Origin of the sequence: Anaerovibrio sp. (assembly GCF_045637405.1) — a bacterium.
Lineage (GTDB): Bacteria > Bacillota > Negativicutes > Selenomonadales > Selenomonadaceae > Anaerovibrio.
Genome location: NZ_JAZTZI010000137.1, coordinates 1 through 18,123, shown reverse-complemented (window position 1 = coordinate 18,123; position 18,123 = coordinate 1). Strand labels below are relative to the sequence as shown.

Annotated in this window: 20 protein-coding genes; 19 read left to right on the top strand and 1 reads right to left on the bottom strand. The window is 44.6% G+C overall.

Annotated features, from left to right (window positions below; genetic code table 11):
* From rplO to ACKI5G_RS09615, 15 genes are all read left to right on the top strand, one after another.
* Positions 1–360 (top strand): 50S ribosomal protein L15 (gene rplO / locus ACKI5G_RS09685; RefSeq protein ID WP_407399873.1); only part of this gene is annotated, 360 nt, incomplete at its 5' end.
* A gap of 1 nt (position 361) precedes the next feature.
* On the top strand, positions 362–1,618 hold the full coding sequence (secY, locus tag ACKI5G_RS09680; RefSeq protein WP_027397569.1) for a preprotein translocase subunit SecY: 1,257 nt from the start codon (positions 362–364) through the stop codon (positions 1,616–1,618).
* A 13-nt stretch (positions 1,619–1,631) separates the two neighbouring features.
* Positions 1,632–2,276 (top strand): adenylate kinase, encoded by a 645-nt coding sequence (locus tag ACKI5G_RS09675; protein ID WP_027397570.1) that lies wholly within the window; start codon positions 1,632–1,634, stop codon positions 2,274–2,276.
* 138 nt (positions 2,277–2,414) lie between these two features.
* Positions 2,415–2,633, top strand: a complete 219-nt coding sequence (infA, locus tag ACKI5G_RS09670; protein ID WP_009645081.1) for a translation initiation factor IF-1 — start codon at positions 2,415–2,417, stop codon at positions 2,631–2,633.
* A 43-nt stretch (positions 2,634–2,676) separates the two neighbouring features.
* Complete coding sequence (gene rpmJ / locus ACKI5G_RS09665) at positions 2,677–2,790, top strand: 50S ribosomal protein L36 (protein WP_058965281.1); 114 nt, start codon at positions 2,677–2,679, stop codon at positions 2,788–2,790.
* Positions 2,791–2,812: 22 nt separating this feature from the next.
* Positions 2,813–3,181 carry a 30S ribosomal protein S13 gene (rpsM, locus tag ACKI5G_RS09660; RefSeq protein ID WP_027397571.1) on the top strand — a complete coding sequence of 123 codons (369 nt, stop codon included), beginning with the start codon at positions 2,813–2,815 and terminating at the stop codon, positions 3,179–3,181.
* A gap of 12 nt (positions 3,182–3,193) precedes the next feature.
* Positions 3,194–3,586 (top strand): 30S ribosomal protein S11, encoded by a 393-nt coding sequence (rpsK, locus tag ACKI5G_RS09655; RefSeq protein WP_027397572.1) that lies wholly within the window; start codon positions 3,194–3,196, stop codon positions 3,584–3,586.
* Between the two features lie 17 nt (positions 3,587–3,603).
* Positions 3,604–4,197 carry a 30S ribosomal protein S4 gene (rpsD, locus tag ACKI5G_RS09650; protein WP_027397573.1) on the top strand — a complete coding sequence of 198 codons (594 nt, stop codon included), beginning with the start codon at positions 3,604–3,606 and terminating at the stop codon, positions 4,195–4,197.
* A 65-nt stretch (positions 4,198–4,262) separates the two neighbouring features.
* The gene (locus ACKI5G_RS09645) at positions 4,263–5,261 is read left to right on the top strand and encodes a DNA-directed RNA polymerase subunit alpha (protein WP_407399869.1); all 999 of its coding nucleotides are present in this window, start codon (positions 4,263–4,265) and stop codon (positions 5,259–5,261) included.
* 40 nt (positions 5,262–5,301) lie between these two features.
* Entirely contained in the window at positions 5,302–5,643 is a 342-nt protein-coding gene (gene rplQ / locus ACKI5G_RS09640) for a 50S ribosomal protein L17 (RefSeq protein ID WP_290655633.1), read from the top strand.
* Positions 5,644–5,980: 337 nt separating this feature from the next.
* Positions 5,981–6,850 (top strand): energy-coupling factor transporter ATPase, encoded by an 870-nt coding sequence (locus ACKI5G_RS09635; protein ID WP_407399866.1) that lies wholly within the window; start codon positions 5,981–5,983, stop codon positions 6,848–6,850.
* Positions 6,841–7,704, top strand: coding sequence for an energy-coupling factor transporter ATPase (locus ACKI5G_RS09630; RefSeq protein WP_407399864.1), 864 nt, complete (start codon positions 6,841–6,843; stop codon positions 7,702–7,704). Before ACKI5G_RS09635 ends, ACKI5G_RS09630 begins: the two co-directional genes overlap by 10 nt.
* Complete coding sequence (locus ACKI5G_RS09625) at positions 7,698–8,498, top strand: energy-coupling factor transporter transmembrane component T family protein (RefSeq protein ID WP_407399862.1); 801 nt, start codon at positions 7,698–7,700, stop codon at positions 8,496–8,498. The genes ACKI5G_RS09630 and ACKI5G_RS09625 overlap by 7 nt, the downstream gene beginning before the upstream one ends.
* Positions 8,499–8,517: 19 nt before the next feature.
* Positions 8,518–9,306, top strand: coding sequence for a tRNA pseudouridine(38-40) synthase TruA (gene truA, locus ACKI5G_RS09620; RefSeq protein WP_407399860.1), 789 nt, complete (start codon positions 8,518–8,520; stop codon positions 9,304–9,306).
* Between the two features lie 192 nt (positions 9,307–9,498).
* Entirely contained in the window at positions 9,499–10,191 is a 693-nt protein-coding gene (locus ACKI5G_RS09615; protein WP_407399858.1) for a flagellar brake protein, read from the top strand.
* A gap of 55 nt (positions 10,192–10,246) precedes the next feature.
* Here ACKI5G_RS09615 and ACKI5G_RS09610 read toward each other — a convergent pair whose 3' ends face one another.
* Positions 10,247–10,414: a hypothetical protein gene (locus ACKI5G_RS09610; RefSeq protein ID WP_407399856.1), complete on the bottom strand. Its 168-nt coding sequence runs from the start codon at positions 10,412–10,414 to the stop codon at positions 10,247–10,249.
* Between the two features lie 196 nt (positions 10,415–10,610).
* On the opposite strand from ACKI5G_RS09610, the gene ACKI5G_RS09605 reads away from it, so the two are divergent.
* From ACKI5G_RS09605 to ACKI5G_RS09590, 4 genes are all read left to right on the top strand, one after another.
* The gene (locus tag ACKI5G_RS09605; protein ID WP_407399854.1) at positions 10,611–14,846 is read left to right on the top strand and encodes an acyl-CoA dehydratase activase-related protein; all 4,236 of its coding nucleotides are present in this window, start codon (positions 10,611–10,613) and stop codon (positions 14,844–14,846) included.
* Between the two features lie 70 nt (positions 14,847–14,916).
* Positions 14,917–16,146 (top strand): DUF445 family protein, encoded by a 1,230-nt coding sequence (locus ACKI5G_RS09600; protein WP_407399852.1) that lies wholly within the window; start codon positions 14,917–14,919, stop codon positions 16,144–16,146.
* Entirely contained in the window at positions 16,143–17,381 is a 1,239-nt protein-coding gene (locus ACKI5G_RS09595; protein ID WP_407399850.1) for a DUF445 family protein, read from the top strand. Before ACKI5G_RS09600 ends, ACKI5G_RS09595 begins: the two co-directional genes overlap by 4 nt.
* 49 nt (positions 17,382–17,430) lie before the next feature.
* On the top strand, positions 17,431–18,123 hold a 693-nt coding region (locus tag ACKI5G_RS09590), incomplete at its 3' end, for a methyl-accepting chemotaxis protein (protein WP_407399848.1).

Sequence of the window (18,123 nt, the reverse complement as noted above, 5' to 3'; positions counted from 1 at the left end):
GGCAAGACCTCCGGCAGAGGCCAGAAGGGTCAGAAGTCCCGTTCCGGCGGCGGCGTTCGTACTGGTTTCGAGGGCGGTCAGATGCCTTTATATCGTAGATTACCAAAGCGTGGTTTCAAGAACATCTTTGCTAACGTATATGCAGAGGTTAATGTTGAGACTCTGAACCGTTTTGAGGATGGTGCTACTGTTGATGCTGTTGCATTGATTGAGGCTGGTGTCCTTAAGAACGTACGCGATGGTGTTCGCATTCTCGGCAATGGTGAGCTCACCAAGAAGCTGACTGTTGTAGCCAACGGCTTCACCAAGTCCGCAGAAGAAAAGATTACTGCAGCAGGTGGAAAAGTTGAGGTGATCTGATTTGTTATCAGCTCTCTCTAATATCGTCAAGATTCCGGAGCTTCGAGCAAAGATCACTTTTACGCTGATAATGTTCGCCATCTTCAGAATGGGTACTCATATTCCTGTTCCTGGTGTTGATCCATCAGCTATTGAATCACTGTTCAACAATGGCAGTCTTTTCGGTTTACTGGATATGTTTTCCGGTGGTGCTCTTAGTAAATTCTCTGTATTTGCTATGAGTATTACGCCTTACATTAACGCTTCTATTATCATCCAGCTCTTAAATGTGGTTGTTCCTACATTGGAGCAGTGGTCAAAGGAAGGTCAGGAAGGCTATAAGAAAACCACCAAGGTTACAAGATATTTCACAGTATTACTTGCCTTCTTACAGGCCATGGGTATGTCCATTGGTTTGAAGCAGGCTATCCTAAATCCTGGTCCAGTGTCAATTCTCATTATTGCGATTACACTGACAGCAGGAACAGTTTTCCTCATGTGGCTTGGTGAGCAGATAACTGCTAACGGCGTAGGTAATGGTATCTCACTGATCATTTTCGCCGGTATCGTTGCTGCGTTGCCAAACAACATTGGAAAGATTTATAATTACTTACAGACAGGAACCATTAGTTATATTAATGTTTTCTTCTTTGCAGTGATTGCTGTAGCGATGATTGTGTTCGTTGTTGCAATTCACACAGCTTATCGCCGGGTTCCAGTATCATATGCAAAGAGGGTTGTTGGTCATAAGTCCTATGGCGGACAGTCCAGTCACATCCCGCTTAAGGTTAATACCGCGGGTGTTATTCCAATAATCTTTGCGTCATCCGTGCTGATGTTTCCAGTAACTATTGCCCAGTTTATTGATATCCCCTGGGTAAAAACTATTGCCGGGTATTTTGCGTGGGGTACACCGCTACAAACAACGGTTTATGCACTGTTGATTATCTTCTTCACGTATTTTTACACCGCGGTTACTGTAAAGATATCGGATATGGCAGAGAATCTGAAAAAATACGGTGGTTTTATCCCGGGCATTCGTCCGGGAGAGCCAACGGCAGAATATTTAGATTATGTCATGACTCGAATTACGCTTGCTGGCGCGTTATTCCTTGCACTGGTAGCTGTTCTTCCAACATTTATTGCATCCGCAACTCATCTTGAGGGTGTAAACTTTGGTGGAACTGCACTGCTGATTGTTGTGGGCGTTGGCCTTGACACCATGAAGCAGATTGAGTCCATGGTTGTTATGCGTCATTACCAAGGTTTTATGAATTAGGAGGATTAATTAAATGCATTTACTTTTAATGGGCCCTCCGGGTGCCGGCAAAGGCACTCAGGCTGCTAACCTGGTGAAAGAGTTTGGTATTCCACATATTTCCACTGGCGACATGTTCCGTGCCGCTATCAAGGAAGGTACTGAACTCGGAAAGCAGGCGAAGGCATGTATTGATGCCGGAAACCTCGTTCCAGATGAAATTACCATCGGCATTGTTCGTGAGCGTCTGGCTCAGGACGATTGCAAGAAGGGCTTTATTTTGGATGGTTTCCCTCGTACTGTTGATCAGGCTGATGCCCTTACCAAGATTTTGGCTGATTTGGGGCTTAGCCTTAAGAGCGTTGTTAATATCACTGTTCCTTCCTCTGATCTCGTTGAGAGAGCAGTAGGACGCAGAATCTGCAAGAGCTGTGGCGCTACCTTCCACATTAAGTTCAGCCCGTCAAAGGTTGAAGGCAAGTGTGATGAGTGCGGTGGTGAGCTTTACCAGAGAGCAGATGACACCGAGGAAACTATGAAGAATCGGTTGTCCGTATATGAAGCTCAGACTAAGCCATTGATTGACTATTACCAGAAAGCTGGTTTATACTTAGAGATTGATGGACGTCAGGCTATCGACAAAGTTTTCAAGGATATGGTTGATGCCCTGAAGGCTTAAGAGTTATGACAGGCAATTTTGCCTGGTACTACCGAGTTATTATAGAAGAATCGTGCAGCGAAAGCTGTGATGCCGGAAGATGGGGCCGCTCCTGCGGCCACCTTTCCTAGGTTATGACACTAAGGAGCAATACCACTTATGTCTAAACAAGATGTAATTGAAGTTGAAGGTAAAGTCCTGGAAGCACTGCCAAACGCAATGTTCCAGGTGGAGTTGGAGAACGGTCATGTTGTCTTGGCGCATGTTTCCGGTAAGATTCGAATGAATTTTATACGCATTCTGCCAGGGGATAAGGTCACTATTGAGCTGACACCTTATGATTTAACTCGTGGCCGTATCACCTATCGTTTTAAATAATCTTTGAGTAATCAAGGATAGTACATGAAAGGGGCATAACGCAATGAAAGTTAAACCATCGGTTAAACCAATTTGTGAAAAATGCAAGGTTATTAAGCGTAAGGGTCGTGTAATGGTTATTTGCGAGAACCCAAAACATAAACAGAGACAAGGATAATTAAGAAGGAGGTGCTTGATGTATGGCACGTATTGCCGGTGTAGATTTGCCACGTGATAAGAGAATTGAGATCGCATTAACATATATCTATGGTATTGGTCTTACCACTTCTCAGAGAATTTTAAAGGAGACTGGTGTTAACCCAGATACTCGTACCCGTGATCTGAGCGAAGATGAGGTTATTAAGCTTCGTGATATCATCGATAAGCAGGTAGTAGTAGAGGGTGACCTTCGTCGTGAGCAGTCCCTGAATATAAAGCGACTCGTTGAGATCGGCTGCTATCGTGGTCGTCGTCATCGTATGGGTCTTCCTGTACGCGGACAGAACACAAAGAATAACGCACGTACCCGTAAAGGTCCTAAAAAGGCTGTAGCTGGTAAGAAGAAGTAAGGAGGAGTTAGAGTGGCAGTTAAGAAGTCTGTACGTCCTAAGAAAAAGGACCGTAAAAATATCGAATTTGGTGTTGCTCATATCAGCTCCACCTTTAATAATACTATCGTTACCTTGACCGACAAGAACGGTAATGCACTTTCCTGGGCAAGCGCAGGCGGACTTGGTTTCCGTGGCTCCAGAAAGAGCACTCCATTTGCAGCTCAGATGGCAGCAGAGGTTGCTGCAAAGGCTGCTATGGAGCATGGCTTGAAGCAGGTTGATGTTTACGTTAAGGGTCCTGGTGCTGGCCGTGAGGCTGCAATCCGTTCCCTGCAGGCAACTGGTCTTGAGGTTAGCATGATTAAGGATGTTACCCCAATTCCTCACAATGGTTGCCGTCCACCAAAGCGTAGAAGAGTATAATGGGAGGTGCAAACTAAATGGCAATTGATAGAGTACCAGCACTGAAGAGATGCCGTTCCCTCGGTATCGAGCCAGGTGTTATTGGTCTGAATAAGAGTTCCAACCGTCAGCCACGTCGTACCCGCGGTAAAGTTTCCGAGTACGGTGTTCAGCTGAAGGAAAAGCAGAAGGCAAAGTTCATTTACGGTGTACTGGAGAAGCAGTTCCGTTCTTACTATAACAAGGCTAAGAAGATGCAGGGCATCACTGGTGATAACCTCATCAGCCTTCTCGAAAGAAGAATCGACAACGTAGTGTTCCGTCTTGGTCTTGCTTCCACCCGTAAGCAGGCTCGTCAGCTCGTTCGTCATGGTCATATTACTCTGAACGGCAAGCGTCTGGACATTCCATCCGCTCTCGTTGATGTAAATGATGTTGTAGCAGTTTCTGAAAAGGCTCGTTCCAACGCATTCTTCAAGGAGTTGGCTGAGTCCAACAGCGCTCTCAGCGTTCCAGCATGGATTACTGTAGGTTCTGATAACTTTACCGGTACCATCAACAGATTCCCTGCTGCAGATGACTTCGACATTCCTGTTGACAGCCAGGCAATCGTCGAGTTGTACTCCAAATAATATCTGTGTATTAATTGTCGTATTTGTACATATATGCATTGATTTATTGAGGAGGGCAATTCCAGATGATCGAAATCGACAAGCAGAAGATTGAGATTCAGATAGAGGAAATCAGTGAGGACGGCCGCTATGGTAAGTTTATCTGCGAGCCTTTGGAGCGCGGTTATGGCATTACCCTTGGTAACAGCCTTCGCCGTATTCTCTTGTCCTCTTTGCAAGGTGCAGCAATTACCGCCATTAAGATTGATGGTGTGTTGCATGAGTTCTCCACAGTTCCAGGTGTTCGTGATGATGTTTCCAACATCATCCTTCACCTTAAGGAGCTCTGCCTTAAGATGCACAGCGATGAACCTAAGACAATCCGCATCGAGGTTAAGGGTGAGAAGGAAGTAACAGCAGCTGATATTATTCACGATGCTGATATTGAGATTCTTAACCCAGAACTGCATATCGCAACTGTTAACGAAACAGGTTCCCTTAATATAGAAATGACCGTAGAGCATGGCCTTGGCTATGTTCCAGGCGATAAGAACAAGAAACCTGATCAGGCTATTGGTGAGATTCCTATTGATTCTATTTTCTCTCCTGTACGCCGTGTTAACTATAGAGTTGAAGATACCCGTGTGGGTGACACTGTCGACTATGACAAGCTGACCATGGAGGTTTGGACCAATGGTTCTATTACTCCTGAGGAGGCTGTCAGCAAGGCAGCAGGTATCCTGATTGCAAGACTGAAGCTCTTCAGCAATCTGATTATTGATACCAAGCCAGTTGCTGCTGCAGAGGTCCCAGAGACTGCTGCTGTTAGCACTGCTGATATGACTGATGCTCCAATTCTTGATAAGAAGGTTGAGGAGCTTGAACTGACAGTTCGTTCTTATCATTGCCTGATGAGAGCTGAAATCAAGACAGTTCGCGACCTCATCAACAAGACTGAGGCTGAAATCATGAAGGTTCGTAATCTTGGTAACAAGTCCTTGGTGGAAATCAAGAACAAGCTCCAGGAGCTGGGCCTGTCACTTAAGGAAAATGATGGTTCTGCCGATGATTTGGCAGATAACTGATTGACATTTCGAGATTAAGATATAGGAAAGAGGGAAATAAATGGCTTACAGAAAATTAGGTCGTAACTCCAGTGCTCGTAAGGCACTGTTCAAGAGCATTCTGACTTCCTTCTTCAAGCATGAGCGCATTGAGACTACCGAGGCTAAGGCCAAGGAGATCAGCGGACTTGCAGATCAGCTTATCACTCTCGCTAAGCGCGGTGATTTGGCTGCTCGTCGTCAGGCTATTGCTCAGCTTGCTGATGAAGATGTTGTTAGAAAGTTGTTCGGTGAAATCGCTGAGCAGTGCAAGGATCGTCAGGGTGGTTATACCCGTATCCTGAAGCTGGGCCCACGTCGTGGTGACGCAGCTCCAATGGTTATCCTTGAGTTGGTAAAGTAATTTACAGCTAACATATATGAGAGGCATTCCTTACGGAGTGCCTCTTTTTGTATATATAGGCGGGAACAGTTTTCTGTCACCCAGTTTTATCCCTAAAAGATATTTTTCCTAATAATGAACACCGTGAAAAATCCAAACTCGCTTCGCTCAGACATTGGATGTTTTCCCGTTGAGCAAGTAAGGAAAAATATCTTTTTTAACGTGATAAAACTTAATGTTCCAGAAAACTGTTCCCGCCTTTTATATGAAAAAGAGAAATTTTCTGTCACTGAGTCTAATCCCCAAATGATATTTTTCTAATAATTAATGTTAACCTCTATTCTTAATTGCGTTGACAATGGAACTAGGCTATAATATTGATTTAGAGGTGTTTTGCGTGAGTTTTATTGAATGCGTTGATTTAACACATATCTATAATGCCGGAATGGAGAATGAAATGCCGGCTGTTGAAAATGTTAATATAAAGATTGAAGAAGGGGAGTTTGTGGCAATTCTGGGCACAAATGGCTCAGGGAAGTCCACTTTGGCCAAGCATTTTAATGCCTTGCTGCTGCCTTCATCGGGAAAGTGCCTGGTAGACGGTATGGATACCAAGGACGAGGAGCATACCTATGACATAAGAAGGCAGATAGGTATGGTTTTTCAGAATCCTGATAATCAGATAATTGCTGCTATTGTGGAGGATGATGTAGGCTTTGGGCCGGAAAATATTGGTCTGGATCCCCATGAGATACGCCGTAATGTGACTGCGGCTTTAAGGGCCGTGGACATGGAGGAATTTCGCCATTTTTCACCTCATCATCTTTCAGGTGGCCAGAAGCAACGGGTAGCCATAGCAGGGGCCCTGGCTATGAATACCAAATGCCTCGTATTGGATGAGCCAACTGCCATGCTGGATCCAAGGGGGCGCCATGAGGTTATGGATACGGTATCACGTCTTAACAAGGAGCGGGGAATTACCACTGTTTATATAACCCATTTTATGGAGGAAGCGGCAATGGCCGACAGGATATTTGTCATGGACCAGAAGCATTTGGTGGCAAGTGGCACACCAAGGGAAATATTTAAGGATATTGGGGCCATGAAAAAACGTGGTTTGGCGGTGCCTATGGCTGCTGAGATGGCCTACAGATTGCAGCAAAAAGGGATTAGAATAACAGAGTCTATAATTAATACAGAGGATTTGGTGAGGGCGATATGTCAATAGAATTAAAAAACGTATCATATACCTATATGCCCAAGACTCCCTTTGAGCGTCTGGCTCTTGATGATATTTCAATAACTATTCCGGAGGGGAAAATAACCGCCATTGCAGGGCATACAGGGTCGGGGAAATCAACCCTGATTCAGCATTTTAATGGCCTTTTAAAGCCCAATAAGGGCACTGTTCTTGTGGATGATGTGGATATTGGCAAAAAAAATGCAGAGGCTAAGGCAGCCCGGCGGAAGGTAGGTATCGTATTTCAGTACCCTGAGTATCAGCTTTTTGAAGAAACAATTGCCAAGGATATTGCTTTTGGCCCTATGAATATCGGTTGCAATGATGAAGAGACACTGGAAAGGGTAAAAGGGGCAATGGCCTTTGTAAATCTTGATTACAACAAATATGCCCACCGTTCCCCATTTCAGCTTAGTGGTGGTCAGAAGCGTCGGGCTGCCATAGCAGGCATTTTGGCATTGCAGCCAAAGTATTTGGTATTGGATGAGCCAACAGCCGGCCTTGATCCAAAGGGGCGTGAATCCCTTATGGAAAGGTTCAGGAAGCTCCATAAGGAAAGGGATATAACTATTGTACTGATTTCCCATAATATGGATAATATTGCCAGTTATGCAGATAATGTCATTATTCTGAACAAGGGGAAGGTTACCATGGAGGCTGCTCCAGAGGAGGCCTTTTCACAAAATGAGCTTATAAGTAAGGCTGGCTTGGAATTACCCGAGGTAAAAACCATAATGAATGAACTTGCCAGAAATGGTCTGGAAATACCAAACAATGCTTATACTATGGATAAGGCAGTAGACGAAATAATTGAGGCGTTAAGGAGGAAGGGAAAATGCTGACAGATATAACTTTGGGGCAATATTTTCCCGGAAATTCCCCAATTCACAGTATGGATGCCAGAGTAAAGATAGTGTTGCTCTTTATTTACATAGTGGCAGTGTTTTTATTCGATAATCATATTAATTACGGGATTATGACGGCAGGAGCAATAGGAGTTGTACTTCTGTCAGGACTGCCTTTGGGGACGATTTTAAAGTCAATAAAACCACTGTGGTGGATTATTCTTTTCTCCTTTGGTATTCATCTGTTCAGTACACCGGGAGAGCCAATATTTAAGGTATGGAACTTTGCAATGACCAAAGAGGGAATAATACAGGGATTTATCATAAGCCTGAGGCTGGTGTTGATGATTGCAGTTTCTTCCCTTCTGATGTTTACCACATCACCGCTTAAGCTGACGGATGCCCTGGAGTCTTTGATGTCACCTCTTAAGAAAATTGGCTTTCCGGCCCATGAGCTGGCCATGATGATGACTATTGCCATGCGGTTTATCCCAACACTGCTGGAGGAAACTGACAAGATTATTAAGGCACAGCAATCCAGAGGCTCTGACATTGGAGATGGCAATTTTTTCCAGCGGGCCAAGGGGATGATACCGGTATTGGTACCACTGTTTATTTCTGCATTTAGAAGGGCCGATGAGCTGGCTGTTGCCATGGAAGCCCGTTGTTATCAGGGGGGAGTTGACAGAACCCGCATGAAACAGCAGCGACTTCACAATATAGATTTTTGGGCGGGGGGAATCTTTGCTTTGTTCCTCATCAGCTTAATTGTGGTGCAGCTTGCTTTGTAATTGTTTAAAAGGATGAAATATGAAGCCTGAACATAAGGATATAATGAAAGCGCGGAAGCGCAATATACGTTTGACAGTGGCCTATGACGGTACCAACTATAACGGCTTTCAGAGGCAGAATCCTCCTGCTGTTGCAGTACAGAATATTTTGGAGGACAAGCTCCAGAAGGTTTTTGGGGATACGGTGGAGCTGGCGGCTTCGGGACGTACCGATGCCGGGGTTCATGCCCGGGGGCAGGTAGTGAATTTTTTTACTGACGGCTCCATTCCTGTAGATAGGGTACCGCGGGCGGTAAACAGTATATTACCTCCGGATATTGTGGTTTTGGAGGCAGCAGAAGCTGCCAGGGAGTTTAGCGCCCGTCACAGTGCTGTGAGTAAAATATACAAATATCGTATTTTACAGGGGGATATTCCTGATCCCTTTGAGCGGAATTACAGCTGGAATATACGGAAGGAGCTGGATGTAGAGTCCATGAAGGCTTGCCTGGAGCTTATCAGGGGAGAACATGATTTCAGTGCCTTTAGGGCCGCCGGTGGTCCTCCTGTGAGTCCTGTGAGAAATATTTACGAGGCCGGCCTGGAGGTTCAGCAGGGAGGGCGTATAGTGGAGCTTATCTTTCATGCTAACGGGTTCTTGTACCATATGGTTCGGAATATTGTAGGGACCCTTGGTAATGTAGGTCTTGGGTGGAAATCAGTGGAGGACTTTAAGCGGATAATGGATTCATTGGACAGGACTCAGGCGGGAGCAACAGCACCAGCTCAAGGATTATATCTTGAAAAGGTTTTTTATTCTAATGATTAATTTCTTTTTCAATATATAGGTATTTAGTACCATAAAAATCTATGCTATAATGTTTAATGGGGAGATTTTATTCCTTTGTTTCGTGTTACATTTTACAGATGTTCAGTTGCTGTACTATTGCAAAATTTCTTTAAATATGTAATATTGTTGTGGGGAGTAACTTTTAGAGGAAAAAAGTGGGAGATGGCGTAGATGAGAGGAGCTTTATCGCAGGATATTTTTGTCAGGCCTGATGTGGTATTAAAGCTGGGACAACAGCTGAATATTTCATTGCCTGACGACGAAAGACCTTTATTCAGTAAGCTGGAAAATATAGGTGATGGGGAGCTGGTTCTGACGGTGCCGGTAGATGAGGACAAATGTCCTGCAAGGATTTCTCCAGGAACGAGCTTTACATGTGATTTTTTCGATGGCTGTTCCTATTATAAGTTTGCTGTGGGATTTCAGCGCAGAGTAATTGAAAATGTTCCCGTGTGGTATACCGATAAGCCGGCTAAGGTGCAGAAAATACAGCATAGAGAATTTGTTCGCATAAAGTTTGATAATCCATTGGTAGTCAGACTGCTGGATGACAATGGGGCTGAGGAGGAAATGATTTTCACCACCAGCGTGGATTTAAGCGGTGGAGGCATTTGCTTCCTGCTGGACAGGCCTTTGGAGGTCGGTAAAAAAATAACAGTGGAAATTAGTGAAATCCCGGGGATAGGATTATTCAACAATATGGCCACTGTAGTAAGATATGCTGAGCTTGATGAGAATACGGAGGAACGAAAATTCCATATCGGGGCACAGTTTACCCATATAGACTCCAAGATTCAGGATAAAATTATTAATCATATTTTTGATTTACAGAGGAAAGCACCTAAAAAATGTATAAGATATTAATGGATAATAAAGGAGCCGGTCGCATATAAGTGACCGGCTCCTAGCTTTTTGAGCATTACATATTGCGTTGTCTAATAGTTTTTAAATCAATTGCCGAGTCAAGCTTCTGTTGAATATCATCCAGCATCTTGTCCAGCTGCTTCATCTCATCCTTAAGATTATTGACATCCAATAGACTGTTGTGAATTTGCTCTCCCAGAGCATAGTAATCTTCAAAGTTCATAAATACCCCCCTGTAACATCCCCATATGTGAAAATTATATCACAAATTATGAATCGTACAATACGCTCTTTTTCTTAAGAAATGTTTTTTCCATAAATGGAAAAATTTTAACAACTGCGTTATAATATACATTAGGGTAATTATGCCTGTATTTTACAGGTTTTTCGATAGTTATACATTCACGGGTGGTGAAAGAATGAATTCTCTTTTACGGGTTGGAATTGATGTTGGCTCCACCACGATTAAAGTAGTAGTTCTCAACAAGGAAAGAGAATTGGTATACCAGAAATATGCACGTCATTTTTCCGAAATCAATTCTGTTTTGAAAGAAAACCTTCATGCTTTAAGCAAGGTCATTGAAAACAAAAAATTTTCCCTGGCCCTTACTGGTTCAGCTGGCATGGGTATTGCTGAACGTATTGGTTTGCCATTTGTTCAGGAGGTTATTGCCTGTGCATCTGCTGTAAAGTCCCTGATACCACATACGGATACGGTTGTGGAGCTGGGGGGCGAGGATGCCAAGGTAACCTACTTCGGTGAGGCTCCTGAGCAGCGTATGAATGGTGTTTGCGCTGGTGGAACGGGTTCTTTTATTGATCAGATGGCATCTCTCTTGTCCACTGATGCCCAAGGACTTAATGCCCTGGCTGAGAAGGGGAAGCAGATTTATACCATTGCTTCACGGTGCGGTGTATTTGCCAAGACGGATATTCAGGCTCTTATGAATGATGGCGCTTCCAAGGCAGATATAGCTTTGTCTATATTCCAGGCGGTGGTAAACCAGACCATCAGTAATCTCGCCCAGGGACGGCCTATAGATGGCAAGGTAGCCTTTTTGGGAGGTCCTCTGCACTTTTTGCCTGAGCTGAAAAAACGTTTTATTGAAACCTTGAAGCTGGCTCCTGAAAACGTGGTCAAGGTGGATGATGGCAATTACTTTGTTGCCGTAGGGGCGGCCATGAGCGAGGAAGCGCGTCCTGTTGAGCTTGGTGAGCTTAAGGAAAGTATTAAAATGGCCGAGGAGGTAATGGCCTCTGAAAGCCGTGAGGCGGATTTTGTTCTGTTTGAGGATGAGCAGGCGTATGAGGAATTTAAGGCCCGTCACGACAGGGACAAGGTACCAAAGGCTGATATGTCCAGCTATCATGGACCTATCTATGTGGGCATAGATGCCGGTTCTACCACCACCAAGCTGGCGGCCATCGGCAGCAACAAAGAGCTGCTTTATACATCTTATGGCAGTAACCACGGTTCACCATTGAATACTGTGGTGGATGAGATGAAAGAGCTGTATGCTGCCATGAATGATGATACCTATATTGCTTCCGTAACCACCACTGGCTATGGTGAGGCAATTGTTAAGGCGGCTCTTCATGCGGATAATGGTGAGGTGGAAACCTTTGCCCACCTGAGAGCAGCCCAGGAGTTCTGCCCTGACGTATCCTTTGTATTGGATATAGGCGGTCAGGACATGAAGTGCTTCTACGTAAATAAAGGAAGTATTGGCAGCATAACTCTTAATGAGGCATGCTCTGCAGGGTGCGGTTCTTTTATAGAAAACTTTGCCCAAAGTCTTAAGATGACAGCCGGAGAATTTGCGTCCAAGGCATTGGAGTCCAAGGCCCCCGTTGATTTGGGCACAAGGTGTACGGTATTTATGAATTCCAAGGTAAAGCAGGCTCAGAAGGATGGCGCCGCAGTGGGAGATATTTCTGCGGGCATTGCTTTATCTGTTATAAAAAATGCTTTATTTAAAGTAATGCAGCTTAAAGATGTAAGCTCCCTTGGGGAAAATATTGTTGTTCAGGGAGGTACCTTTTACAACGATGCAGTTCTCCGCTCCATGGAGCTGTTGTTGGAGCGTAATGTAATCAGACCGGATATTGCAGGCCTTATGGGAGCCTATGGGGCCGCAATTCTTTCTTTGGAGTCCGGTACTAAGCACTCTTCAATTTTGCCACTTAATAAGCTGGAGACCTTTACCGTAAAGAGCAATTCCTTCCGTTGTCATGGCTGCGGAAATTCCTGTCAGGTCACGGTGCAGATTTTCCCTGATGGTGGCCGGTATTTCACTGGTAATCGCTGTGAACGGGGAGCTGGCAAGGAGAAGAAGGAGCGCAAGGCTGCCAATATTTATCAATTCAAATATGATCGGCTGTTTAATCATTATGAGCCATTGAAGAATGCTAAGCGTGGAAAAATCGGTATTCCACGGGTTCTCAATATGTATGAGGATTATCCATTCTGGTTTACCTTCTTTACGGACCTTGGCTATGAGGTGGTGCTTTCCAGCGAATCCTCTGCCCAGCTGTATTACAGTGGTATGGCCACGGTTCCTTCAGATTCATTGTGCTATCCGGCCAAGCTGGTTCATGGTCATATTATGGATTTGGTGGAGCGGGGCATCGATAAGATATTCTATCCATGTTTGCCATATAATATGACAGATGATTTGCATCCGTCAGACAATCACTTTAATTGTCCGGTGGTGGCTTCATACGCGGAAAATATTCGTGGTAATATGGATATTTTACAGGAAAAAAATGTAGAATTTTTGGAACCATTCCTGCCAATTAACAATAAGAAAAAGATGGTAAAGCGCCTTAATGAAGAACTGGGAAAAAATGAGGGGCTGAAAAAATCTGAGATTGCGCAGGCTGCTGAAAAGGCCTACGCTGAATTAGAAGCTTATCGTGAGGAGGTGCGCCAGAAAGGCGTTGAAATCCTGCGGGAGGCAGAGGCCAGGGGACAGCATGTTATTTTACTGGCAGGCCGCCCGTATCATGTGGATCCTGAAATAAATCATGGCATTCCTGAAATGATTCAAAGCTATAATTTGCCGATTATTTCCGAGGATGCTGTTTACCACTTGCCAGTTAAGTCTGAGCCATTGAAGATTGTAAATCAGTGGAGTTATCATGCAAGACTTTACCATGCGGCTCATTATGTGGCAGAGCATGACAATGTAACCCTGATTCAGTTCAGCTCCTTTGGCTGTGGGCTGGATGCGTTGACCACCGGTCAGGTTAAATCCATTTTGGAGGACCATGAACGGATTTATACCATGATTAAGCTGGACGATGTAAGTAATCTGGGAGCTGCCCGTATCAGGCTACGTTCCCTCATTGCGGCACTGGCTCGCAGAAAGCCTGTGGAATACCAGCAGCTGGAGATTTCCGAGCGGCCTCATTTTACGGAAGAATGCAAGGGTACACATACTATTTTGGCGCCTCAGATGGCACCAATTCAGTTTGAGCTGTTTGAGTCAGTGCTTAACAAGCATGGCTATAATGTTATAATTCCGGAAATGCCTAGAAGTGCCATTGATGTGGGACTGAAATTCGTGCATAACGATATGTGTTATCCAGCAATTGTGGTTATTGGTCAGCTTATTAATGCGGTTCGGCAGGGTAAGTGCGATCCCGATAATACATCCATCATGCTGTTCCAGACCTGTGGTGCCTGTCGTGCCACAAATTATATAAATGTTCTGCGACAGGCCTTGAAGGATGCTGGCTATCCTCAGATTCCGGTATTTGCCTGCTGGGGGCTTGAAACAGATGCCTTCCATTTTGACAGGGACAGCCTTATTGATGCCATTAAGGCAGCGGTATATGGTGATGTGCTTATGAATGTACGGAATCGTACCAAGCCTTATGAGCTGAATATTGGGGATAGTGATCGCCTTTATGATACCTGGATGGAACGTTGCAAGGCTGATCTCAATGAGAAGAAGGGCAGTTATAAGCGGTTCTCCAGAAATATCAAGGCTATTGTTGAGGACTTTGAGGCTGTTCCTATTGATGAAAATATGTGGAAGCCGAAGGTTGGTATTGTAGGTGAAATTCTTGCCAAATATCATCCTGTGGCCAATAACCATATTGAGCGCCTTCTATACGAGGAGGGGGCTGAGGTGGTAATGCCTGACTTTGTGGATTTCTTTATGTATTCCGCCTACGATGCAGTGGTTAAGCGGGAGCTGTTGGATGGCAAGCTGAAGAGCAAGCTGATTTCCAAGATGTTTATTCAGCTTATGGAATTCTACCGCCGTCCTGTAAGAAAGGCCATGAAGCATAGCAAGCGATTTACACCGCCTCATACTATTAAGGAAATTGCCGATATGGCCAAGGAACACGTTTCCCTTGGTAATATGGCCGGTGAAGGCTGGTTCCTTACAGGAGAAATGGTTAAGCTCATTAAGAACAACGTACCAAATGTTGTTTGCCTGCAGCCATTTGGTTGCCTGCCAAATCATATTACCGGTAAGGGCGTTATTCACGAGCTGCGCCGTCATTACAAGGGGGCCAACATTTTGGCAATTGACTGCGATGCTGGTGCCAGTGAGGTTAATCAAATGAATCGCATTAAGCTGATGCTGTCTGTGGCCAAGGAAAGGGGACCAAAGGCAGAGTCGGCCTTTAAAAAAGCATAAATAAAAGTGCTGTCCGGGAAAGGGAAAATATACCTTTTTCAGACAGCATTTTGAATGTTCGAGGTATTAAATGAAAAAGAAATATAAAGCTACAGTGGCACTGGCTATAAGTGTATTGGGGGCGGGAGCTACCATGTCCTGGCCTGCAAGCTACGGCTTTTGGGGCGGCATGCTTCACAATGGCTTTTTGGCGGCAACTATAGGCGGTATGGCTGATTGGTTCGCAGTGACGGCCATTTTTAGAAAGCCACTGGGCATTTCTTATAAAACTGAAATTATTATCAGAAACCGTCAGCGCATAATGGATGCTTTGGTGGAATTCGTGGGGCATGACCTCCTCAGCACCGAAAATGTCATGCAGTTTGTTGATAAACAAAATGTGGCGGGGCTGTTGGCCCAGTACATCGATGTCCAGGGGAAGGATCGTTTGTCCACCTTGGCTGAGGAAATAACCAATGTGGTGTTCAGGGATATGGATGCCCAGTCCATGACCAAAAGGGTTACTCCTTTTATAAAGGAGGCAGTGGATAACAAAATTCTTCCTGCCATATCCGATGATATAATGGACCGCCTTTCCTCCCGGGAAATAACTGATATTATTCTTAAAGGCTTGCTAAATGCCGGGGAGGACTTGCTGCATGAAGAAGCCATGCTTTCTATTTTGAAGGAAAACGTGGGAGAGTTTCTCAAAAAATATGAGGGAGACGGTATGGGACGTGGCTTTGTCATGGGGTTTATGGGGCTGGACAAGGAAAAGGTCAGCGGCTTGCTGGTGAAAAAAGCCCAAAGCTGGATGGATTCCGTAAGGAAAGATGAGGAAAAATGGTCTGAGGTTTCCCGGTGGTTACTGGTGCGAATGCAGCTGTTATGCCAAAATCAGAGGTTGAGGGACAATTTGCAGAGAAAGCTACGGGAGTTTTCCTCGGAAGAAAAAATTGAAGCTATGGTGAGAAAATATCTCGATGGCGTTATATCCAATAATGAAATGGGGGACAAGGTTCAAAGGGCTGCCCGGGATTTTTTGGAAAAGTTCGTCGAAAATGACGAGTGGAAAGAAAAAATGGATGGCGTCATTAAGGAATGGATGGCAAGAGAGCTGGAGGCTCATCATAACACCATTACCAATATGATAGAAGAACGCCTTAATGGACTTTCCAATGAGGAGCTGGTGGAATTTACCGAGGAAAAGGTGGCAGATGATCTGCAGATGATTCGGATAAATGGCTCCGTGGTGGGCTCGTTGGCGGGTATGGCGTTGTATATTGTAGTTTATTTGGCAGGGCAGGTGATCCATCCATGATATGGCATAGCTGGAACAAGGCCGATAAAACCCTGTTGGGGGCGGCAGTAATATTTCTTTTCACTTTGTGCCTTCACATAGAATATCCTGATAACCTGTTTGCCAAGGGACTGCTGTTTTGTGCAGAGGCGGCTTTGGTGGGTGGCATTGCCGACTGGTTTGCGGTTACGGCATTGTTTAAAAAGCCATTGGGCTTCCCATATCATACAGCCATACTGCCAAGACGTCGGGATGCTTTTGTTGAAGCCACGGGAAAGATGCTGCAGAAGGAATTCTTTTCAAAAAAGAAACTTTTGAACAAGGCAAAATCCATTGATTATTCAGCAAAAATAAGTGAGTGGCTGTCTACAGAGACTAACCGAGACAAAGCTGCCAAATGGCTTCAGGAGCTTTTGGCAGATAATGTCAATGGGATCAAGATATTGGCGGCAAATAAGCTGGATGGGTGGTTGAATAGTCCGTCTATGGCTGATAAGCTGATGGACGAATTAAGTAATGGCACCCAAAACAGTGATGTTCTGGAAAGATTGGCTGATGAATTTATTAAAGGTACAGGCCGTTATGTATCCCAGGATAGCTTCAAGGATAACTTGGTGGAATATTTGGAGTCATACATAGATGAAAAGTTGAGCAGTCCAATGGCTAAAATGATGATGGCAGGTGCCCAGAATTCCAATCTGGTCAATGTGGAGGAAGCTGCAGAACTTACCCAACAACAGGCTGTTAAGCTTCTGGAAAAGCTGGCAACCCCTGAAAGCCAAGAAAGACAAGCTGTTTTATCATCATTGACGGATATAGTAAAAAAGACCCTAAAAAATTCTGAGTTGAAGCAGGAATTTTCTGTTGTGTGGTCGAATTGTAACAAAGAGACTTTTTATGTAAGGAATTCTATGTCCAAAATTGATTTTGCCGGGGGTAATGAAGCAGGCAAATTCATGTATTGGTTGGCAAGAATATTGGTGGATACCTTCTGGAAGCTTCTCAATAAAGATATCACCATGAAAGGATATATTAACGAAACAGTGTATGGAATCACTGGTCGTGGTGCCCTTCAGGCACAGGAGATGCTGGGGGATATTACAAGAGATGTATTGGGAAGCCTTACAGATGATCAGATGAACCATCTGATTTATGACAAGGCGGAACCTGATTTGTTATGGATCAGGATGAATGGCTCCATTGTTGGTGCAATAATAGGCTTGTGTATCTATTCAATTTCATGTATTTTAATATAGTAAGTCTTGCTTAAAAAGCAATATAAGGAAAAAAGGGGCGATTTAGGGAATGAAATCAAAACTTATTTTATGCCAGGTACTCAGTGCAGCCATTGGCTGTCTGATTGGTGCATTGCTAGGCGGTGCACTTGGGGTAGTAGCTGGCATTGTGGTTGCAGGGGGTATTGGAGCAGCCGGTGTAAATAGTATTTTAAAAGGCGGAGAGCCTGTATCTCCGAAGCCTGCCGTGAGACCGGCAGACAGAATTTCTAAGGAAAGCGCTGCTGTTTCCAAAAAGATTAAACCAGATGTGGATATGATGGGTATATCTGAGGAAATGGCCTATGCTTCCCAGCAGTTATTGTGGGGAATCGGTCAGTTCAGAAGCACCTTGGACAAGCTGGATAAGTTAGCCTTGTCCATCAGCTCCAAGAGCCAGGGAAATGCCAGCAGTCTGGAGGAGGCTTCTGCCAGTGTTATGGAAATCGCCGGCTCTGCACATAATGTATCTGACACTGCAATTTCCAGTTTGGAACAGTGCAAGGAATCTTCAACCTTGGCAGAACAGTATAGGGATTCTATTAACGAGGTAAGCAAGGCTATAAATAATGTAGGCGATGTGGTACAGTCCGCAGTAGCTGATATTGATGAGCTGAATGTGGCTTCTGAAAAGATTGAAAACTTTGTAGAAAAGATTCGCGGTGTTGCCAGCCAGACCAATCTGCTGGCTTTGAATGCGGCCATTGAGGCTGCCCGTGCCGGT